A 20,859-nucleotide genomic window follows, 5' to 3' on the forward strand; every position below is an offset into this window, starting at 1 on the left:
GCTGTCGCCGCTGAAGGCGCAGCCTGATCAACCAGACACTGAGGGGAAGCAATGCGTCAAGAAGAAATCCTCGAAGACTGCCCTGGGACAGGACAGGACGGGTACATGGACGAAAGTGCACCAGGCGACGAGTGGTACGTGATCTGCCCAGTCTGCAGGATGAAGTGGGCAGGAGGCAGCACCCTCATCGAGCCCCACAAAGACTGGCGGAAGCGCTGAGGGCGGAGGCTGGCAGTAGGCCGAGCGGGTTTTTGACCCAAGGCCCGCCAGCTGGGCGCGACATGCGTGCTGCCGTATCTATGAATCCACCTGCTGATCGATCGCTGCTTCGTAGAAGGCATCCGCAAGGGCGACGATGATCGAGTTGATGGCCGGCCCGTCGGTGAAGAAGTAGTCAGCCATCGTGTTGTGGGCGTCCTGGTTGTCTGCGACCGCCTCCGTAACGGCGGCTTGGAAATCCGGTGACTCCAGGAACTGCTTCTTGGAGTTCGCCTTGGTCTGCCTGATCAGGTTCGGGTCGGCGAGCAACCGCTGGACGAGTCCCTGCACGAACTCCCTGACCTGGTACTCGGCGAACGATTCGGCACCGAAGAGGTCGTTCATCTTGTCTATGACGACCTGGAGCGCGACGTACTTCGGATCCTTCTTCATTCCCGTGCCGGCGGCGCTGATGCCCTTCAGCTGCCCGTCGCCCACAAGTGAGATGTCGACCTGGATTGCCTTGTTGTGCTTGACCCCGACCAGCACCACGTCGGAAAGGTCCACCTCGGCCGCCCAGGCGGACTCGGCGATGACCTTCTCCAGCAAGCGCAGGAAGATCGAGAGCATCTCCATGTAGGGATCGCCGTAGTCGACGATCTGGGACATGAAGTCATAGAGACGTACGTAGGTGGAGACATCCTTGCGGAACAGGTCGAGCTCCTGGAGCGTGACCTTGTTCTCCTCCTCGATCGCCCGCGCGTAGCGGCGCCGGAAACCGTGCTGCGCCGGGCTGATCGCCGCCGAGAGCGCGTTGTTGCCCTTCCGAGTCACCCACAGCTCGGCGACCTTGCGAACGTCGTCCTCGGTGTAGATTCCGGCCTGGGCAAGCTTGTTAGCCAGGTGGACGACGACGTACGGATCGGTCTCGGTCTCCAGGGTCGCGTTCTTGAAGTACGGCTCGAAGGCTGCCTTGATGTCCTCGGGCTTGTTGGCGAAGTCGATGACGAATGTCTTGCGCTTCTGCTCCCCACCAGCCGTGCGGTGGGTGCGGTTGAGCCGCGAGAGCGTCTGCACCGCGGTGACCCCTGACAGCTTCTTGTCTATGTACATCGCCGAGAGTAAGGGCTGGTCGAAGCCGGTCTGGAACTTGTTGGCGACCAGCATGATCTTGTACGTATCGCCCTTGAATGCGGCTGCCAGATCAGCCCCGGCACCGGGGTTCATGTTGGCTTCGGTGAACTCGTCATCCTTGGACGGCTGCGGGCCCCAATCGCTGTGCCAGGTCTCGTCCTCGCCCATCGTCACCCCGGCAGAGAAGGCGACCAGGGTGCGGTAATTGTACGAGGCGTCCTCGGCGCGGCGCCTGGCGATATAGGCGTCGATGGCCAGTTTGTACTTCACCGCGGATTTGCGCGAGTCGGTCACCACCATCGCCTTCGCCTTGCCTTCAAGGAGGTAGGCGACGTTGGCGTGGAAGTGCTCGACGATGATCTGCACCTTCTGGCTGATGTTGGTCGGGTGGAGTTGTACCCACCGCATGAGACCCTTGCGGGCAGCAGCCTCCTCGACCTCTCCCCCATCACCGCTCTCGGCCCTGCCGGCGATCTTCAACGCCGTGTCGTAGGACTGATAGCCCTTGAGCACGTCGAGGATGTAGCCCTCCTCAATCGCCTGCTTCATCGAGTACAGGTGGAACTCGCGCGGCTTCCCGTCGGCACCCTTGCGGCCGAACAATTCGAGGGTCTTGTTCTTCGGCGTCGCGGTGAAGGCGAAGTAGGAGATGTTCTCCGACTCGGCCCGCTCGGTCATCTCCGAGGCCAGCACCGACTCCACATCGACCTCGCCGCCCTCCTCGATCTCCTTGACCTCCTCGGCCGTCAGTACCTGCTTCAGCTTCGAGGAGATCTGACCCGACTGGGAGGAGTGCGCCTCATCGGCGATGACGGCGAACCGCTTGCCCTTGAGGCTAGCGTCGGTCCGGATCTCGTCCAGCGCATGCGGGAAAGTCTGCACCGTAACCGCGATGATCAGCTCGCCGTTCTTCAACGCTTGCGCCAGCAGACCCGACTTCGATTTCGCGCCGGCCTTGCGGACGTCCTCGGGGCTGATAGTCACGACGATCTTGCCGGTGCCGTCGATCTGCCGGATCGCATCCTGCAGCTGGGAGTCGAGCACAGTGCGGTCCACGACCACGATGACTGAGTCGAAGACCTTCCGATCATCGACGTGCAGCCGCGCCAGCCGGTGGGCCGTCCAGGCGATGGTGTTCGTCTTCCCCGACCCGGCCGAGTGCTCAATCAGGTACCGCTGCCCGACACCCTCCTCCTTCACCGCCTCAACGATGCTCGTGACGGCCTCCCACTGGTGGAACCGTGGGAAGAGCATGCTCGTACGCCTCACCGACGTGCCGGTGGTGACGTCCCACTCCTCCTTGGTCTGCACAATCATCAGCCGCCCGATGATGTTCAGCCAGGCGTGTTTCTCCCAGACGCGTTCCCACAGGTACGCCGTCGACGACCGTCCGTCCGCGCCAGGCGGGTTACCGGCACCGCTGTCGAAGCCGATGTTGAACGGCAGGAAGTGGGTCTTCTCCCCCTCCAGCCTGGTGGTCATCGCCGCGAGGTCGTTCGAGACCGCGAAGTGGACCAGAGCGCGGTGTCCGAAGGACAGCAGCGGCTCGGGCCGTCCATTAGTCAGTGGGTTGCGGTCCTGCTTGTACTGGTTGATCGCCTCATCCAGCGACTGGGTGAAGTCCGTCTTCAACTCCACCGTGGCCACCGGAAGGCCGTTGATGAAGAACACCAGATCGAGGATGCGCTGATCAGCGGTCGAGAAGTGCACCTGCCGCACCACCCGGACCCGCATCGCCTCGTAGTGCGCCGTGGTTGTCGCGTTGAGCGAGGTCTCGGGGCGGAACTGCGCCATCTTCAAGCGGCCGCCACCGATGTACTGCACCCCGTTGCGCAGGATGTTCAGTGTGCCCCCACCATGCTCCAGCGGCCTGTCCAGCGCCGCGGTCAGCACGTCGAGGAACCTCGCCTGCGAGCCCGCCGCCTTCAATGCCTTCTCGTACGCCGGCTTCTGCGTCTCCTGCAGCCACGCGTACAGGTCATTCGGGAACAGCGCCCGCTCCCTGTCGTACTCCCCGCCGTCACGGTCGTTCTCCGAGTACAGCCAACCGTGAGCCTCGAGGTACTTACAGATCTCCGTCTCGAAGACCACCTCGTTGTGATCGGCCATCACGCCCCCTCGCGTACGTCAATCTGCCCCGTCACCGCCGCTGTGATCAACACCGACCGCCGTTCCTTGGAGAGCTCGATGAAGCGCTCGGTCTCCTCGATGAGCGTGTCGATCTTTGCGGTCTGCTCATCGAGGGATGCAGCGATGTTTCGCTGTTCGTTGATGGGCGCGACTGGCACACGAAGTCCCCTGATGTCATCGAGCGCCAGCTGCATCTTCGCCCCGCCTGCAGCACCCTCCTTGAGCTGATCTTGGCCCTTGGTGGTCAGCATGAACCACCCAATGAACCTGGAATCCACATGCTCTGACTCCAAACGGCAGAGAGCCACATGCTGGCTAACGTACGCACCGACCCAGTCGCCCCTAACCACGGCGACCGATCCCAAGTAGGCCGTAATGGAGAAGAGCAGATCTCCTGCCTCCAGCATCGTTCGCGAGCCCTCAGTCACATTCGCTGGCAGGTCGACGAACTGGACGTCACCTCGAAGGTCGAGGCTGGCTCGCGGCAAGTTCCCGATGCGGACGAAACGCTCGCCCGCATCCGCGTAGTAATCGGCCCACCCACGGGAACCACTCGTCAGGAATCTGACGTATCGGCGCAATTGCACGCAAGGCTCACCAAGCACCGAAAAGGCCACGTCGATGATGGCTTGCCGTCGCTCGCGGAGCATCTCGATCAACCGCTGCTGCTCCTCGATGAGCGTGTCGATGCGGGCCGTCTCGCGGTCGAGGTAGTGGGCGATGGCTCGCTGTTCGTCGGCCGGGGGCAATACAAGAGGAATGCGGGCGAAGGTGCTCCAGTTACGGAAATCAACGCTGCGTTCGCGGACGTTCGGCGCCTGGGTGGCGAGGAACCCGGAGGTACCAAGGTGGCGTAGCAGGCGAGCAAGGTAAGCGGGATCGTCGCCCACCACAGGTTCGCAGACGTGGTAGACGGGTGAACCGTTGCCATGACTGTCCGAGACGCCGACGGCGCCAGCAAAACCGTCGAGGGCGTGGAAGACCAGGTCGCCGGGGCGGATCTCCTGATAACCGTTCTCGCTATCAGAAAAGGTGTAGCCGTCCTCTCGGCGGTTCGATCGCAGAGTGACTGTGCCATCCCGATAGGCGGTGATAACACCGAGCCCCGACCGAGCAGGTCGGTCCAGCAGGCGCAACACTCGCCGCACCGTTGTCTCACGCCAGTCGGGCGGCGGGGTGGTGATCACTGCTCCACCTCGCGGAGGAGATCAAGGATCTTGGCAACCTGCTTCTCCAGGTCGGCGTCGATCTCGGCGAGCGGGCGGGGTGGTACGTACTTGTAGAAGTGGCGGGTGAAGGGAATCTCGTAGCCGGTCTTGGTCTTGGACCAGTCGATCCAAGCGTCAGGAACATGCGGCTTCACCTCCGTGTCGAAGTACGTCTGGATGACCTCGCGTTTTCCTGTCGCACCGGCGGTTGAGCCACCGTAGGTGAAGGGCACATTTTCGGTGTCACGCTTTTTCGAGTCGGGCTTCGGGTTGCCCTTGCGATCGACGACAGGGTTCCCGTCCTCATCGAGCAGGGGACGCTCGACGGTGATGGTCCAGTAGCCGAACTCGTCGTTACGCAGCACCTTGGAGTGGTCGGGATCGGCGTCCTCAAAGTCGGCGTACAGCCGCACGACCTCGGCACGATCATCGTCGCTGATCTCGCGTCCCTTGGCCCCGAGGTTCTTGCGCATCTTGGTCCAGAACGACGTGCCGTCGATGAGCTGGACCTTGCCCTGACGGTCTGGTTGCTTGGTGTTGTCGAGGATCCAGATGTAGGTGGCGATGCCGGTGTTGAAGAACATGTTGGTCGGCAGCGCGACGATCGCCTCGACCAGGTCGTTCTCCAGCAGCCACCTACGGATGTTGGAGGGGCCGGATTCGGCAGCGCCGTTGAAGAGCGGCGAGCCGTTCATGATGATGCCGACGCGGCCACCACCGTCCTCGGGGGCGCGCATCTTGTGGGCCAAGTGGAGCAGGAAGAGCATTTGGCCGTCCGAGGTCGCGGGGAGTCCCGGCGCGAATCGGCCGTAGGGGCCGGCGGAGTCACGCTCCGCCTTGACTGCCTTGGCGTACTGCTTCCAGTCCACCCCGTAGGGCGGGTTAGACATGCAAAAGTCGAACTGGCGGCCCTTGAAGGCGTCGTCAGTGAGCGTGTTACCGAAGGCGATGTTGGTCGCGTAGTGCCCCTTTGCGAGCAGGTCGGACTTGCAGATGGCGTACGACTGCGGGTTGTACTCCTGGCCGTACAGGCTGAGCTTCGCCTCGGGCTTCTGAGCGAGCAGGTGCTCCTCTGCCAGGGAGAGCATGCCGCCGGTGCCGGCGGTGGGGTCGTACAGCGTCCGAACGATGCTGCCCCCGGAGGGGGCGACGTCCTTCTCAGCGAAGAGCAGATCAACCAGCAGCCGGATCGCGTCGCGCGGCGTGTAGTGGTCTCCGGAGGTCTCGTTCGCGGCCTCGTTGAACTTGCGGATGATGTACTCGAACGCATCCCCCATGTCGGCGTTGGACACCACTTTGGGATGCAGGTCGACGGCGCCGAAGGACTTGACGATCTCGCGCAGGAGTCCAGCTTTCTCCAGGGCCAGGATCTCCTTCTTGAAGTCAAAATACTCGAACACGTCCACATCGGCCGAGAACCGGTCAATGTAGTCAGCGAGGTTGTCCGCCAGCCCATCCGCATCGGCCAGCAGGTTCGCGAATTCGTAGTTGGAGGTGTTGTAGAACGTCCGCCCCGTGGCCTTCTTGACCTCAACCTTGAGCCGGTTCGGGTTCTCGTACCTCGCGGCCAGCTCTCGTACCACCGCACGGTCCGGCTCAAGTACGCAATCGAGCCGTCTCAGGATCGTGAACGGAAGAATCACAGTCCCGTACTGGTTGGGGCGATAGGGCCCCCGAAGCTGGTCAGCGATCGACCAGATGAAGCTACCGAGCGTACTCACAAGGTTCCTCACGAGAATCGTCTAGCAGTGACGATCACTTTGCCAAAGGGACCAGCCAGCATCCCATGGTTCAGCTAGGAAACTTCTTGACTCGCTCATGCCAATCGCACGGCTGCTTGCACATGTTGCCGGAGCGGCAACTCCGCAAGGCGTTGGAAGGCCGCAAGAACGAACCGGGCCCCCGCAGACTCCCCTACGAAGAGATGGAGATGCGCCAGCACGACACCGAGGTACCTCAGGTGCGTGAGCGATGCGTGAGCGGACTGCCCGATACAGGCCCGCATGAGCCGGACGAAGTGGCTCGCCGTGCGGTTCTGACCAGGGGAAACAGCATCGCACGGCAGCGCCAGGCACCTCCCGGCAAGGATTCGATCCCACTCCTAAAGCGGGTGTCGCAGGTTCGAATCCTGCCGGGGGCACAGTGTCTGACCAGGCACGGAGCTTCAAACAACCCCCTCGAAGTGATCTCCGAGGGGGCTGTTTTCGTGCGTGCGCGGGGCGTAACGCTAGGCGACGTCCTGGTTACGGGGTTTTCTACCGACCCCCCCGGGGGGCGTCGGCGGCCTCCTGCTCGAACTGAGACATCAGCGAGGTGCAGGTGTCCGTGTGGCTCGCGATCACCCCAACCGGAGAAGTGACCGCTCACCTCGCGGCGGGAAGTACCTCCAAGGTCACCTGGATCAGTCTGGATGGCGCCGCCTGCCGTCTGGACCACCCGACGAGGTTGACCGAGTCGAGCCCGTCACCGCCCGGCAGCGGTCTGGCTGGCCCTCCATTCAGAAGCCTCGGGCGTGTCCTGGAACTCCAGGAGGTGCTGTCCGGCGAGCCGCTGCAGGGCGGCGCGTACGTCTGCCGGTGTGACGTAGAAGAACTCCCGCCGTAGGTTGACCCGGTTGACGCGGTGGGACTCGAACTCCTGGTGCAGGCGGCGTTCCAGGCCGACGGCGTCCTCACTGAAGATCAGGGCGTGTACGTCGAAGCGGAAGGGGACGGACGCGTCCCCGAGTTCGATGACGCGGTCCATGGGATCGAGGCGCCGGGTCATACCGATCTTGACCATGCGTTCGCCGAACGCTCCGATGTTGGAGATGACGTAGACGTATCCGGCCCGGATGTTGGCCTCGCGGGCCTCGACCGACTCAAGCTCGGCACCCAACTCGGCAAGTTTGCCTTCAAGCTCGGCGATGGCTGCCTCATCACCGGTGCCGGAGCGCAGGCGGCGCAGGGCGCCCTCGTAGTGGCTGCGTTCCTTCTCCAGCCGCTGCCGCTCGCGCTCGATCTCGCGCTGCAGGCGCTCCTCCTCGCGCTGCTGGGCTCGTAGCTCTCGCTGCTCCTCCCGCTCGGTCTCCTTCCTCACCAGGTAGTCCGCCGTCAGCTCCAACTCCTGGACCCGCAACTGGTGGTAGTCATCGCCGATGCGGATCTGCATGGTGGCGCCGAGCCGGGCGATCGACTCCCGCGTCTTGCCGAGCCGGTCGATCAGCGAGTCGAGCCGGTGCGGCTTCATGCCGCGCACCGCGTTGTCCGCCTCGGCGTTGTACGCGCGCAGCATCAGCTTGGAGAAGTCACGGACCATCTTGCGGCCCTTGGCAGCTGAGCCGTCCACCATCCAGTACTGGTTCCCGAGCACTGCCCGATCGTCCCTCGCCAACTGCTTGTAGCGGGCCTTGAGACTGTCGAGCCGGTCCTTGTAGGCGAGCGCGTCGGCGAGCGGATGGCGGTACTCGTAAATGCCGGCCTCTTGCAGCATCCGCGTCTCATCGGTGAGCACCAGGTCCCGGCGCGCGGCCGTGAGGCGCTGTTCGGCCTCCGCCATCTGGCGAGCCAGGTCGTCGGCTTGGCGGCGCACGTCAACCAGGGACTGCGCGGCGCTCTCGGCGGCGTGCTCTGTCTTCTCGTCGAGGAGAGCGTCGATCCGTCCGATCTCTTGGAGCTTCTCCTCGTGCGCGCGGCGCAGTCGCTGCTGCTCGGCGGCTATCCGAGCGCTGTCGGCTCCGATGAGACGACTCAACTGCTCCGTCAGGTGACGGTTGTCTTCCTGCAGTCCGCGTACCTGTGTTTCCATCAGCGCCAGCTCGCCCGCCAGACGCGCCGCCTCGGACTCCGCTTGCTTACGGCGCCGGCCGAACAGACCCCCGCCTGTGGCCGGGACCGTCGCCTGGGGACCGTAGGGGGACTGCTGAGGAACGGGTGCGCTCGGCTGCGGCACGGCCCCTTCCGGGATCCAGATCTGCCAGCCTGGGGGTGTGGGCCATGCGGGATCTGGTTCCCAGCCCGGTGGCGGGCTCCACCCCTCCGGCGGGGCGGGCCAGGTGGGCGGCGGGTTGAACCGGTAGGTCATGGGGCAACGACTCCTGTCGCGAGGGCGAGAGACGGCCGGTGTAACCCCGATGCCGTCCGGCAACCAGCGGGCCGAGTCGAACGTACTCGGCCTTGTGGACCTTCGTCCTGCCATCTCCTGTTTTTGGCCCTCCTGGCAGCAGATCCGACGAGGTGGGTGAGCCGCAGGGAGCAGTTGGGCTCCGGCCGCTGTCAGGATGGCTCTCCGTCGGCAGCGAAGTGCCCTTCGTCCTCGAGGGACCGGTCCGGCGCCCCCGGGCACGGCCGACCGCCCCTGACGCACCGGGTGAAGGTGAAGCGAAGGTGGCCGCCCCTCCGTCCGCGGACAAGTTCCTGTCCGTTCTCAAGAACGCACCACCTGGCGTTGTCGAACACGGATCCTGGCTCACCCACAACCGCGACCAGCACGGCAACCGGGGCCCCGTGAACGGGGATGATCCACCGCACTGGCGCGTACTCCTCCGCGTCCTGTGCCTCCCCCTGACCACGCCGCACGCGCCCGCGACCTGCGGCACGAGGTCACCCCCCTGCGGTCGGCCCGGAACGGATTCAGCACACATGAGGCCGGGAAACCCTGGGAACCCGCAAGAACCACCGGGACACGTTTCTCCAGGTCAAACGCGGTCATGGTGGAGTTTACCCAGGTCACGGCCTTGATCAGAGAAAACCCCTAAAGCGGGTGTCGCAGCGCAGGTTCCAATCCTGCCGGAGGCACAGACAGAAGGGCCGGCTCGGGAGGGGTTCCCTCCCGCGCCGGCCCTTCGTCGTGTCCGGGGTCGCGCCACACGCGTGCCGTTGGAGTCCACGCGGAGTCCGCATCCCCAAGCCGGAGGTTCCTCCCCGTCGTCGCGGATCGTGGCCTCGAGCCGGTCGGCGACGGCCCGGTCCCGGGCGCTGGTCATGTGCTGGCAGACCAGCGCGGCCCGGGAATCGCCGCGCCCCATGCGCGTCATCAGCTCCCGCGTGCCGGCGCCGGCTGCCGAGGCCGGCGTGTTGCTGGCGGCGTACCGAGAAAAGCGCTCCGGCGGGTACAGGCGAACGTGTTCAGTCGTGGGACCGGGGGGACGCCCCTGCGGCCGTGGGTGTGCCCGCGAGCGTCCGTGACTCGACGGCGGTCTGGACCTGGAGCAGGCGGGCGTAGGCTCCCAGGGATGCGGATAGGCGAGTTGTCCAAGCGCACGGGCGTGAGTCCGCGCTCACTGCGGTACTACGAAGAGCAGGGCCTGCTGACCAGCTCACGCTCCGACGCGGGGCAACGTCACTATTCCGATGCCGCGGTCCAGCGCGTGTCACTCATCCGACAGCTGTTCGACGCGGGTATGTCCAGCAGGGTGATCGCGACTGTGCTGCCGTGTGTGGACGTCCCGGGTGACCTGGGCGTCGCCGAGGAGACGTTCACGGCGATGGTGCGTGAGCGCGACCGGATCGACGCCGACATCGCGCACCTGATCGAGACCCGGGACGCACTCGACGTGCTGATCAGGGCCAACAGCCGGCACCGGGCGGAGCTGTCCACGGCCCCGGAACCGGTGGAGCGGTCGGCCTGATGCTGTGATCCGCGTCTCATCCGGTTGCCCCTCACATCAATGTCAGAGGTGAGGATGGCGACAACGCCCGGAAGCACCGGGTCGGTCGTACGAGAGGCGGCGGAAGATGGGGCAGGCGTGGGGTTTCGGCAGGTATGGCGGGCCCGAGGTGCAGGAGTTCTTCGATCGTCCCGACCCCGTCCCCGGTCGCGGCGAGGTGCTGATCCAGGTCGGCGTCGCCGGCGTGAACCCCCTCGACCACCTTCTGCGCTCGGGCCTGGTCGACGGGCTCGACGGCGGGCGTCCGTTCCCCCGCGTGCTGGGCATGGAGGCGGCCGGAACCGTTCTCGCCCGGGGTGAGGACGTCGACGGGCTCGAGGTGGGTGACGCGGTCTTCGGCTTCGCGCTCACCGGCGGCGGCACCTACGCCGAGACGACGGTGCTGTCCGCGCCGAACACCGCGCGCGTCCCGGAGGGTCTGTCAGCGGCCGTGGCGGCGACGCTGCCGGTAGCCGGGACGACCGCGGTGGACGTGCTCGACCAGCTCGGCCTCCCGGCCGGTGCCACGGTCCTGGTCAACGGGGTCGGGGGCGGGGTCGGCCTCGCCGTCGCCCGGCTGGCCATCGGGCGTGAGCTGCGTGTGATCGGCACCGGGAGTACCGCCAAACGCCGGCACGCCGAGGCCATCGGGGTGCGGTTCATCGACTACACCGCCGAGGACGTCGTCGCCGCGGCACGCGAGCTGGTTCCGGCCGGCTTCGACGGGATCGTCGACCTGGCCGGAGGCACCTCGCTGCGGACGGTCGCTCCGCTGGCCCGGGATCCCCGCAACGTCATCGCTGTGGGTGACATGTCCGTGCCCGATCTCGGTGGGCGTTTCGTCGAACGTCGCCTCGACCGCGCCAACCTGGAGCGGTCGGCCCGGCTGGCCCTCGACGGACTCCTCGCACCCGTGATCACCGCGGTCCATCCGCTCTCCGACGCCCCGGCCGCCCTCGCCACCGTCGAGAACGGTCACGCCTCGGGCAAGGTCGTCATCAAGGTGGCATGAGAAGTACCCGGCCGTCCGACGCCGTCGACCGTCCACCTCGCACGGACGAGAACCCGTGGTCAGCGCCTCGTCGACTGAGCACGTTCACCTGTACGGGGTTGAGCACGTTCAGGCGTACGCCGACAGCGGTCAAGTGTGCGGCGAGGCACACACGCGCCTGACGGGTCGGTGAGGTTCCCCCGCATCTCGGGAGTGAGGTTCCCCCGCATCTCGGGGGAACCTCAGGGCACCGGCGATCAGGGCACGGGGCCCGGCCGTGCCGGGGCCGGTTCCCGTCCCGGTGGCCCCGCGGTCACCGGTTCCGTCCGGTCCGGACAGCCGGGCCGTCGCTCCGGCGGACCCGCTCCGGTCGCCGTCCGCCCGGTGTCTCCCTAACGTGATCGCGTACTCGAGCGTGTGCGCCGGCCGGGCCGGCTCGCACGCACCGGGGGGACGACGGGTCCCGTCGTCCACCCGGCCGCTCCGGCCCAGGGGACGGTCATGCTGCTCGCACGGACGGTGGGCGCCGCTTTCGGCGCCGTAGGGAAAAGCGGCACCTCCGTGCCGGCGGCGCCCCCGGAGCGGGGCGAGTTCTCCGGCGTGCTGACCTACACGGCGGGCGAGTACCGCATGGTGCAGTACGCCCTGATGGCGACCGCTCTGGCACTGCTGGCGGGTTCCCTGCACGCCTTCGTCACCCGGAGCGAGACGTCCCCGCGCTACCGGTCGGCGAGCGACGCCAGCGCCCTGCTCCAGCTGCTGGCCTTCCTCGCCTACGTGGAGCTCTTCATCAGCTGGAAGACCTCCTTCACCCTCCGGGGGGAGCGGTACGTGCCAGTGGCCGACACCGAGTTCGACGGTGGGATGCGGTACGCGGACTGGTCGGTCACGGTGCCGCTGCTCGCCGTGGAGCTGCTCGCCGTGTGTGCCGTGGCCGGACGGCGGATGTCCGTGCTGCGCAGCACGGCCGTGGTGGCGTCCTTCCTGATGATCCTCACCGGCTTCCTCGGCGCCCAGGTGCTCGACAACGGCAACCGGGTGCTGTGGCTGGTGGTGTGGGGCGCGATCAGCACCGTGTTCTTCCTCGTGCTGTACGCGGTGCTGGGCCACGCGGTGCTGGCAGGCCGCGACGAGCTGCCGCCGGAGGCGTACACCGTTCTGAAACGGGCGACCGTCCTGCTGCTGAGCGTCTTCGGCGCCTACCCGCTGATCTACCTGATCCAGCAGACCGTCGGCCCCGAGTCCCACCTGGTGGCCTGGGCTCTGGTCACCCAACTCGGCTTCTGCGCGGCCGATGTCGCCGCCAAGGTCTGGTTCGGCGTGCTGATCCACAAGGTGGCCAAGATGCGCACCGCCGACGACATCCGCAGCGGCACCGGGACCCACCCGGAGGAGGTGTGGATCTCGCACGTCAAACGGGCCGACGCCTGGCCCCCGGTGGCGGCGGCCCTGACCGGGCACAGCGCCCACCCCGCCCCGCTGCCGGTGCGCGAGGGCGGCGGGGACGGCACCGGCGGAGACCACGGCCGCGGTGGCACCGGCACGGCCCGGTGACACCCGGTGGCCGCTCCCGGCCCGGCGGCCACTCCCGGTCCCGCGGCCACTCCCGGCCCGGTACCCGATCCCGGCCCGGCGGCCACTCCCGGCCCCGCGGCCACTCCCGGCCCGGCGCCTGATCCCGGCCCCGCGGCCACTCCCGGCCCGGCGGCCCGCGTCCTGGTGCCGGCCGGCCGGATCTCCACCGGTGTGGTGGCGGCCGTGCTCGCCGTCGGCCTGGTGGCACCGCAGGTGTGGCGGCACTGGGCGGTCGCGGTCTTCCTGGCCGGTCTGGTGGCCGGCCTGCCGCACGGCGCCGTCGACCACCTGGTGCCCGGCTGGTTCCGGCGCGGCTCCCGGCCCGCGACCGGGCACCGGACGGTCGTCCCGCTCGGCTACGCCGCGGCGGCAGCGGCCGTCCCCGTCGCCGCCCTGACCGTGCCGGCCTGTGTGTTCTGTGTCTTCCTGGCAGTCTCCGCCCTGCACTTCGGCTACGGCGACGCCCGGTTCTGCGCCCTGCGCGACGGTCCGGCGGATCCGGCTCCGCGGGCGGTGCACGCCCTCGCCCACGGAACGGTCACCGCCGTACTGCCCCTGGCGCTGTGGCCCGGGCAAGTGCGCCCGGTGGTGCGGCAGCTCGCCCCCGGCGCCGACTGGCTGCTGGCCGCGCCGGTGCGGACGGCCACCGCGGTACTGGCCGGAGCGGCCGTGGCGGTCTGCTGCGGGATGGCCCTGCGCGCCGGACGGTACCGGCAGGCCGCCGAACTGTCGCTGCTCACCGCCCTGTTCGGCCTGGTACCGCCCCTGGTGGCGTTCGGCGCCTACTTCGGTGCCTGGCACTCGGTACGGCACATCGCCCGGCTGGTGCTGGCCGACCCCGCCAACGCGCCGGCGCTGCGGGCCGGGCACACCGCGGCGGTGCTGCGCAGGTTCGGCCGTCAAGCGGCCGTCCCCACGGCCACCGCGCTGGCCGCCCTCGCCTTGCTCACCGCCCTGCCCCGTGCCTTCCTGGCGGACGGCCGGACAGCGGCCGGCGGAGTGGTCCTGCTGGCCGCCCTCACCTTCCCCCACCTGATCGTCGTGGCCCGCCTGGACCGTGGTGAGGGGCGCCCGGGGCCCGGCCCCGGGCGCCCCTCACCGCCGCGCGCCGCACAGCGCGCGGCGGCCGCCCGATCACCGTCCGGCAGCTGCCGGGACGACGGGTGACGCGAGGTCTCCCGAGGCGCACCAGGGACTCATGGCCTCAGAGGCTCAAGGACTCAGGACTCAGGACTCAGGACTCAGAGGCTCAAGGACTCAGAGGCTCAAGGACTCAGGGACTCAGGGACTCAGGGACAAGAGGACGTTCGCGTCATGAATGCGCAGGCATCGGACGGTTCGCCGCTTGGTGAACTCGCCGTCATGCGGGGCCTTCACCTGGATCGGACGCACCGCCACCTCGCCCGCGGCTACGAGACCGGACCCGACCACTCCGGGAGCATGATCCGCCTCGCGGTGATTCCCGACCTCGCGGAAGACGTCATCCAGGCACCCGGCCGGCGGTGAACCCCTCGCCGTCCTGGAACTCGATCAGTACCCCGCTGTCGGCAAGGTGGATCCAGCACGCGCAGGAGTCCGCCAGAACCGCTTCGGCGTGTGCCGCCACCAGACCGGCCTCCACAGCGATCGAAGGAACCTCCAGGTTCGCCCAGAAAAGAACAACCAGTTCGTCCGGGTTCGCCAGCTCACACAGCGTTCTCCGGAGCTCCCCGCCGTCGAACGCCGGGGAGTTCCGCAGTACTTCAGCGCCCCGCCAGTCCAGCCGGGAGGACCCCACGGTGCCGAAGCGGTCCAGGCTCAGTGCGGCGAACGCCCTGTCCTCCTCGTAGGAGAGGACCACGGCCGCATCGCCGAAAGCCTCCAACAGGCCCGCGAGCGCTTCGGCTTGCGTCCCGTAGCCGGCCCGAGCCCCCAAGTCCTTCCTCCTCCCCGCCCGTCAACGGCCGAGTCACGGCTTTCCCTGCTGGTTTCAAGTACGGCCCGGCCCCCGGCCGGCCCGCGTTCCGGTCCCCGCCCCGCTCCAGCCCGGCCGACGCCCGGGCCGCGCACGGCGGCAGCCGCCCGATGCCGGAGGAGGAAGTACGTCATGGCCGGGACGGCCGGCTCCGCAGCTTCGCGGAGCCACTTCGGCGCGAGCCCCGAGGGCCACGGCCCCGACGGGGTGCTTCACCGGGCGGGTCCGCAGACCGCCCGGCCCGCCGGAAGCTTACGAGGCCATGATCGACCGCACCACGACAGCTCCGGCTCAAATCCGCTCCACCGACCTCGCGTCGGTCCCGCTCGGGGACGCCGCCCCGGCAGGACCTTTGCCGCCGAAGCTCACTCGGCCGCGTTGCGTATTACGGACTCAGAAATCGCCCTCACCTTCGCGTGGGCCCGCTGTTCGGCCATGAAGGAAAGAACTATGGAGACGGTCCCCAACAGGATCGACAGGGAGGTTCCCGCTATGCAGACTACGCCGTTCACAAGACCAAGTCGCTCGCTTGATGTCGTCGCCACAGCCTGGATCAGGGCGACTACCACGCTACCTGCGTACAGGACACCTATCATGGCCCGTATGCAAATGTTCGCTATAGCTCCGTGCCGGTGGCGTGCTATTTCAGACTCCCAATGGGTCACGGGGAAACCAGTCTTTCTCGCCACCTCGCGCTCCAACGCCGCCTGGTAGCCGCCCAGCGACAGCGCCTCGGTGGTCAGGAAGAGCAGGTAGACGACGAGGAAGGAAATCGCGAACGGCAAGCCCATGAGGAGGTACAGTTTCCCCGAGTTGATGGTCACCGACACCCCGAGGGAAATGAGGACGACCGAACTGGCGAGTATCTTTTCGCCCAGCAGGAGATAGGCCGTGAGTCTCTCCGAGACGGCCCGGCATTCCTCGATCAGGGCCGTGATGACTTGTTCTTCTCGTGTCACAGCGGTTTCCTAGCATGAGGATCGTGGACGGATCGGGCTACGCGGCACCTTTTCCGTGCTTGAGGTTTACAGCAAGGAGGGGTCCGTCGCGTCGATCGCCGAGAAGAGAAGGGGGCGCATTGGGGTGCGAGGTGGCGAAGTCCGTGGGTGGTGTGTTGTGACGCGGTTCCGTTTTACATGTGCTTTATATGTGCGCGTCAAAGGGGTGGATGTTTCCTCATAGCGCTCCCGTGACGAAAAGGATTCACCCAGGCGGCATGACCTCATGGTGGCTGCGACTGTGCGTGAGTGGCGCGACGAGGAAGGGTGGGGGGTGCTCGACTCCCCGGAAACACCCGGCGGTTGTCGGGGCCACTTCTCCCACACGGTCCGGGACCTTCGGCATTGGCTCCTGACGGCGACGAGGACGGGACGGGGCGCGTCCGACGTACCGAGAGACGGGTGCCCCACCGGTCGGGGCGAGTGGTACGAGCGGGTGGGGAACGCGGAGCCGGCTGCCCCGGCCCCCTCCTGGGCTGGAGGCGCCGGGGACAGGGGTCAGTAGGCCGCGAGCAACTGATCGAGCAGAGCCGCGGTGGCTTCACCGGTCGAGGTCCGCGTCACGACGTTGAACTCCCAGGTGATGCGCTCCTTCAGGGGGACGACCGCGATGCCGTCGCTCGGCGGGATCAGCAGTTCGGGAAGGAGCGCGACGCCGAGGCCGTCCGCGACGAAGGGCGGGATCGAGCCGGTCTCGGTCACCTCGGCTCTGACGTCGCGCACCATCCCGCGGGCGCTGAGCGCGGCGTCGAGGACGTCCCGGTTGCCGAAACCGGCAGGCGCGTCCACGAAACGCTCGTCCGCGAGGTCCTCCAGCGCCAGTTCCGCGCGCGACGCGAGTACGTGGTCGGCCGCGAGGACGACCGCGTAGGGCGTCGTGGCGAGCCGGTGCACGGCAAGGTCCGGGGCGGTGGCCGCGGGGAGCCCGTACAGGCTGAGATCGAGCCGCCCCCGCCGCACGGCGTCGGCCAGCTCCGCCGAGCCGGACGCAGACGCGCGCAGCCGGAGGTCGACGAGCGGGTGTTCGCGGTGGAAGGCGCCGATGACGCGCGGGATCGCGAGGTAGCTCACGCTGGAGAACACCCCGATGCGCAGCTCGCCCCGCAGTTCGCCCCGCGGGTCGGCCGCGGTGCGGGCGCGCGCCTCGGCGTCGGCGAGCGCGCGGAGCGCGGGCAGCACCGCCTCCCCGGCAGCGGTGATCCGCACCCCTCGCTGGTCCCGCTCGAAGAGCGCGGTACCCAGCTCTCGTTCCAGCGCCCGAACGCCGGCGGAGACGGTCGACTGTGCCGCGTGGACCCGTTGCGCGGCACGGGTGAAGCTCAGCTCGTCGGCGACCGCGATCGCGTACTCGACCAGTCGGGTTTCCATCTCCGCGCCTGCCGCTCCATCGTTCGTGTCGATGACTGTGACCAAGAATATGCGTTGGACGCGATGACGGGAGGTGTCAAGCATGGAGGAGTGACGACAACCGCTGCTTCCGCCCAGCCCCCGGCCACCGGACGACTCCCGCACGGGACGGGCTTCTGGATCATCGCGCTCGCCTTCAGCACCGAGCTGGCGTTCTGCGCCGTCCCGACGCCCCTCTACGCGATCTACCAGCAGCGCGACGGCTTCCCGACGACCGTCCTCACCGCCGTCTTCGCCGCGTACGCGGTCGGGGTCATGCTGAGCCTGTATCTCGCGGGCCATGTCTCCGACTGGTTCGGACGCCGACCCGTGATCCTCTGCTCGCTCCTCGTCAACCTGCTGGCCGCGGTCCTCTTCCTGGTCCGGGACGACGTCACCGGCCTCGTCGTCGCCCGCTTCGTCAGCGGGCTCGGCATCGGCGTCCTCACCGCCACCGCGACCGCGCACCTCTCCGAGCTCGGCGCGGCGGCCGATCACGCCGGCGGCCGCGTCGCCCTGGTGTCGACTTTCGCGAACCTCGGCGGCATCGGCCTGGGCGCTCTGGTCGGCGGGTTCGTCGCGGCGTGGGCCACGCGACCGCTGGTCACGCCCTACGTGGCCTTCGCCGTCCTCCTGGCCGTCGAAGGGGTCCTGGTCGCCTTCGTCCCCGAGACGGTCGAGCGCCGTGGGAAGCGCCCCGCCTACCGGCCGCAGCGCGTCGCCGTGCCGGCGTCGGGGAGGGGCGCGTTCTGGGCGGCGGGGGCGGCGGCGTTCGGGGCGTTCGCGGTGTTCGGTACGTTCATGGGACTGTCCTCGACCTTCCTCACCGGTCTCCTCGGGCTGCGTTCGCACCTGCTCGCCGGCCTGGCGCCGTTCGTCGTCTTCATGGCGGCGGCCCTCGCGCAGATCGTCACCGCGCGGCTGGCGACGCGCCCTCAGCTCGGGTACGCCATCGCGCTCGCCGCGCTCGGGCTCGCGGGCATCGGTGCCGCCGCCGTCGTCGCCTCGCTCCCGCTCTTCCTCATCGGCGGCGGGGTCGCGGGCGCGGGGATCGGCATCCTGTTCCGAGCCGCCCTCGGCACCGTCGCCGCGGTCACGGACGCGGAGCGTCGAGGCGAGGCACTCGCCGGCGTCTTCCTCATCGCCTACGCCGGCATGACCGTCCCGCCGCTGCTCACCGCCGCCGCGCTCAGGGTCTGGCCCGCGGCCGCCGTGCTCGTCGGTCTTGTCACCCTCGCCGCGGTCCTCGTCGTGTTCTCCGGCTCCCGGATGCTTCGCCGCTGAACGGACCGCGTGAGGGCGGTTCGTCCTTGAGGCCGCGTGCCGCCCGGGTCCGGGCGGCACGCGAGGTCTCGTCGCGCTCGTCGGACAGGGCGGGCTCCGGGTCCACCCGCGGGAGGCGTTCCCGTCCGGGCGGGGCGCCGGCGCGTACCGGCCGCTCGACCGCGGTCTCCTCCGGGGCTGGCCGGTCCCGACTCCCCGGTCCCGTCACGGGGCGGCCAGGGTTGTCGGCGGCCCGTCCGGCTCCGGCGGCCCGTCCGGTTCCGGTGGGGCAATCGGCCTCGCCTCTTCGGGCACCCATCGTGCCCCGCCGCTACCTGTCCCGGCACCACCGGCACGTTTAATGTCCGGGAGTGAGCCTGTGGACTTCCCTCGAGCCCGCCTCCGCAACCGTGGACCCGGGTGGTAGTACGACAGTACGGCTGCGGCTGCGCAACACCGGTGACGTGGTGGACGAGTACCGCTTCGAGGCGGTGGGCTCGCTCGCGCCCTGGACCTCCGTGGAACCGCAGTCGCTGCGCCTGTACCCGGGGACGACGGGGACGGTGGAGCTGACGTTCGCCCCGCCGCGCACGCCGGACGCGACGGCGGGCCCGAACCCGTACGGGGTGCGGATCACGCCGACGGAGCACCCGGACGCGGTGACGGTTCCCGAGGGGAACCTGACGATCACTCCGTTCACCGAGGTGCGGGCCGAGCTGGTGCCGACGACGGTGAAGGGCCGGTTCCGGGGCAAGCCGCGGCTGGCCGTGGACAACCTGGGCAACACGAAGGTGACGGCGTCGATCGCCGGCAGCGACAACGGTGACCAGTTGTCGTACGAGATACACCCCGGCAATGTGCAGATCGAGCCGGGCCGCGCGGCGTTCGTGAAGACGACGCTGAAGCCGCGGCAGATCAGCTGGTTCGGGACGTCGGAGCAGCGGCCCTACACCCTGGCGGTGCAGCGGTCGGGGGTGGCGCCGCTGGGCGTCGAGGGCGTGTACGTGCAGCGGAGTTTCCTGCCGCGCTGGCTGGCGGGCTTCCTCAGCGTCTTCGTGGCGCTGGCGATCGCGTTCGTGATGCTGTGGATCGCCTACAAGCCCCAGGTCCGCACCGCCGCCGCCGAAGTGACCCAGCAGGCCGGCGTCAGCACGCTGGCGCCCGCCGCCCCCTCGTCGACCGCCGAGGCACCGAAGGCCCCGTCCGCCGAGGCCCTGGCGCCCCCGGCCGCGACCGCGACGCAGGAGGCGGACACGGCCGGGGACGGAGCCGGCGCCGGGTCGGGGTCCGGGGGCGGTGGCGGTGGCGCCGGGGCGGAGGAGACCGAGGCCGCGGAGGAGACCGCGGCGACCGCCGTCCGGCAACTGGCCGCGGACGACCCGGGCGGACGGCACATCTGCTACCGGGTCCACGCGAAGGGCACGGGCTGGAGCGACGTCGCGTGCGACGACGAGGTGGCGGGCACCCCGGGCTCGGGAACGCTCACGGCCGTCAACATCGCCGTGTACGGGACCAACGGCACCGGCGGCAACGACTTCGTCCCCAACCCCGGGTCGAAGGACGACACGGGGCACTACGACGGCCCGTGGACGACCGTCGCCGACGGCGAGGACCACTACGTCGGCAGTACCGCGGCGGACGCCCCCCACCTGCTGGGGTTCGGCATCAGCGTCGACGACGGCGGCGGCACCGTCTGCCAGAGCTCCTACGTGCACGGCGCCACCTGGACCGACCTGCACTGCGACCAGCCCGGGGACGAGACGGACAACCTGCTCTTCACCTACGTCGGCGCCTTCGACAACGACCTGTGGATCGAAGCGGTCAAGCTCAAGGTGTGATTTCTGTACCCGCGGGAGGAGGATTTGCCGAATTTCGCGGACAGTTTTCATACAGCGGCGGACCGAGCGTAATTACTCATCACGCACGGTCCGCCGCAACGTGCTACTGTCGTTCTCAGTTGCAGTCGTGGTTCCCGAATTCCATTTGGCGCCGGTGCTTTTCCGGGCGGGGTGATCATTGCGGCGACATGGTTTTCGCGCAGTGCGGATTCCGACCCCCCTGAAGGAGTAACAACATGGCTACTGGCACCGTGAAGTGGTTCAACGCGGAAAAGGGCTTCGGCTTCATCGAGCAGGACGGTGGCGGCGCCGACGTGTTCGCCCACTACTCGAACATCTCCGCCCAGGGCTTCCGCGAGCTGCTCGAAGGCCAGAAGGTGAGCTTCGACATCGCGCAGGGCCAGAAGGGCCCGACGGCCGAGAACATCGTCCTCGCCTGACGCCTGCACGCATTCGTAGCTGGGGCCCGCATCCTTCGGGGTGCGGGCCCCAGCTGCATACGCTTTTCCTCGCCCTCATCACTTCCGCACCACTTCCGTATCACTTCCGCACCACCTC

General features: G+C 68.1%; 14 protein-coding genes and 1 pseudogene. 8 read left to right on the plus strand and 7 right to left on the minus strand.

Annotated features, from left to right (window positions below; translation table 11 throughout):
• Nucleotides 1–297: 297 nt before the first annotated feature.
• From ACY1JF_RS06515 to ACY1JF_RS06530, 4 genes are all read right to left on the minus strand, one after another.
• On the minus strand, nucleotides 298–3,441 hold the full coding sequence (locus tag ACY1JF_RS06515; RefSeq protein ID WP_191873408.1) for a type I restriction endonuclease subunit R: 3,144 nt from the start codon (nucleotides 3,439–3,441) through the stop codon (nucleotides 298–300).
• The gene (locus ACY1JF_RS06520) at nucleotides 3,441–4,649 is read right to left on the minus strand and encodes a restriction endonuclease subunit S (RefSeq protein ID WP_462704011.1); all 1,209 of its coding nucleotides are present in this window, start codon (nucleotides 4,647–4,649) and stop codon (nucleotides 3,441–3,443) included. The genes ACY1JF_RS06515 and ACY1JF_RS06520 overlap by 1 nt, the downstream gene beginning before the upstream one ends.
• On the minus strand, nucleotides 4,646–6,391 hold the full coding sequence (locus ACY1JF_RS06525) for an N-6 DNA methylase (RefSeq protein ID WP_462704012.1): 1,746 nt from the start codon (nucleotides 6,389–6,391) through the stop codon (nucleotides 4,646–4,648). The genes ACY1JF_RS06520 and ACY1JF_RS06525 overlap by 4 nt, the downstream gene beginning before the upstream one ends.
• 742 nt (nucleotides 6,392–7,133) lie before the next feature.
• Entirely contained in the window at nucleotides 7,134–8,402 is a 1,269-nt protein-coding gene (locus ACY1JF_RS06530; RefSeq protein ID WP_462704013.1) for an SNIPE associated domain-containing protein, read from the minus strand.
• 1,480 nt (nucleotides 8,403–9,882) lie between these two features.
• On the opposite strand from ACY1JF_RS06530, the gene ACY1JF_RS06535 reads away from it, so the two are divergent.
• The 4 genes from ACY1JF_RS06535 to ACY1JF_RS06550 all read left to right on the plus strand — a co-directional run bounded on the left by ACY1JF_RS06535 (nucleotide 9,883) and on the right by ACY1JF_RS06550 (nucleotide 14,029).
• Nucleotides 9,883–10,278, plus strand: a complete 396-nt coding sequence (locus ACY1JF_RS06535) for a MerR family transcriptional regulator (RefSeq protein WP_462704014.1) — start codon at nucleotides 9,883–9,885, stop codon at nucleotides 10,276–10,278.
• Between the two features lie 106 nt (nucleotides 10,279–10,384).
• Nucleotides 10,385–11,308, plus strand: a complete 924-nt coding sequence (locus tag ACY1JF_RS06540; RefSeq protein ID WP_462704015.1) for an NADP-dependent oxidoreductase — start codon at nucleotides 10,385–10,387, stop codon at nucleotides 11,306–11,308.
• 480 nt (nucleotides 11,309–11,788) lie between these two features.
• Nucleotides 11,789–12,841: a bacteriorhodopsin gene (locus ACY1JF_RS06545; RefSeq protein ID WP_462704016.1), complete on the plus strand. Its 1,053-nt coding sequence runs from the start codon at nucleotides 11,789–11,791 to the stop codon at nucleotides 12,839–12,841.
• Nucleotides 12,842–13,006: 165 nt separating this feature from the next.
• On the plus strand, nucleotides 13,007–14,029 hold the full coding sequence (locus ACY1JF_RS06550) for a Brp/Blh family beta-carotene 15,15'-dioxygenase (RefSeq protein WP_462704017.1): 1,023 nt from the start codon (nucleotides 13,007–13,009) through the stop codon (nucleotides 14,027–14,029).
• A gap of 313 nt (nucleotides 14,030–14,342) precedes the next feature.
• On the opposite strand, the gene ACY1JF_RS06555 is transcribed toward ACY1JF_RS06550, so the two are convergent.
• Nucleotides 14,343–14,777 carry a hypothetical protein gene (locus ACY1JF_RS06555; protein WP_462704018.1) on the minus strand — a complete coding sequence of 145 codons (435 nt, stop codon included), beginning with the start codon at nucleotides 14,775–14,777 and terminating at the stop codon, nucleotides 14,343–14,345.
• A gap of 404 nt (nucleotides 14,778–15,181) precedes the next feature.
• Nucleotides 15,182–15,775, minus strand: coding sequence for a hypothetical protein (locus tag ACY1JF_RS06560; protein WP_462704019.1), 594 nt, complete (start codon nucleotides 15,773–15,775; stop codon nucleotides 15,182–15,184).
• Nucleotides 15,776–16,040: 265 nt separating this feature from the next.
• On the opposite strand from ACY1JF_RS06560, the pseudogene ACY1JF_RS06565 reads away from it, so the two are divergent.
• Nucleotides 16,041–16,136: pseudogene (locus tag ACY1JF_RS06565) on the plus strand (cold shock domain-containing protein); the annotation flags it as partial.
• Between the two features lie 176 nt (nucleotides 16,137–16,312).
• Here the strand turns inward: ACY1JF_RS06565 and ACY1JF_RS06570 are convergent.
• Complete coding sequence (locus tag ACY1JF_RS06570; RefSeq protein ID WP_462704020.1) at nucleotides 16,313–17,182, minus strand: LysR family transcriptional regulator; 870 nt, start codon at nucleotides 17,180–17,182, stop codon at nucleotides 16,313–16,315.
• Between the two features lie 90 nt (nucleotides 17,183–17,272).
• Here ACY1JF_RS06570 and ACY1JF_RS06575 point away from each other — a divergent pair, with 90 nt between their 5' ends.
• The 3 genes from ACY1JF_RS06575 (at nucleotide 17,273) to ACY1JF_RS06585 (ending at nucleotide 20,741) form a co-directional block, all read left to right on the plus strand.
• The gene (locus ACY1JF_RS06575) at nucleotides 17,273–18,484 is read left to right on the plus strand and encodes an MFS transporter (protein WP_462704021.1); all 1,212 of its coding nucleotides are present in this window, start codon (nucleotides 17,273–17,275) and stop codon (nucleotides 18,482–18,484) included.
• Between the two features lie 350 nt (nucleotides 18,485–18,834).
• Nucleotides 18,835–20,301 (plus strand): COG1470 family protein, encoded by a 1,467-nt coding sequence (locus tag ACY1JF_RS06580; RefSeq protein WP_462704022.1) that lies wholly within the window; start codon nucleotides 18,835–18,837, stop codon nucleotides 20,299–20,301.
• Nucleotides 20,302–20,537: 236 nt separating this feature from the next.
• A complete protein-coding gene (locus ACY1JF_RS06585) occupies nucleotides 20,538–20,741 on the plus strand; it encodes a cold-shock protein (protein ID WP_073934532.1) in 204 nt (67 codons plus the stop codon).
• Nucleotides 20,742–20,859 lie beyond the last annotated feature (118 nt).

It is taken from the genome of Streptomyces sp. SYSU D01066-1, assembly GCF_054956795.1.

Excerpts from the sequence above, each read along its gene's own strand:
- ACY1JF_RS06535 (WP_462704014.1), top strand. The coding sequence starts at position 9,883 with ATGCGGATAGGCGAGTTGTCCAAGCGCACGGGCGTGAGTCCGCGCTCA.
- ACY1JF_RS06545 (WP_462704016.1), top strand. The coding sequence starts at position 11,789 with ATGCTGCTCGCACGGACGGTGGGCGCCGCTTTCGGCGCCGTAGGGAAA.
- ACY1JF_RS06540 (WP_462704015.1), top strand. The coding sequence starts at position 10,385 with ATGGGGCAGGCGTGGGGTTTCGGCAGGTATGGCGGGCCCGAGGTGCAG.
- ACY1JF_RS06570 (WP_462704020.1), bottom strand. The coding sequence starts at position 17,182 with ATGGAAACCCGACTGGTCGAGTACGCGATCGCGGTCGCCGACGAGCTG.
- ACY1JF_RS06515 (WP_191873408.1), bottom strand. The coding sequence starts at position 3,441 with ATGGCCGATCACAACGAGGTGGTCTTCGAGACGGAGATCTGTAAGTAC.
- ACY1JF_RS06585 (WP_073934532.1), top strand. The coding sequence starts at position 20,538 with ATGGCTACTGGCACCGTGAAGTGGTTCAACGCGGAAAAGGGCTTCGGC.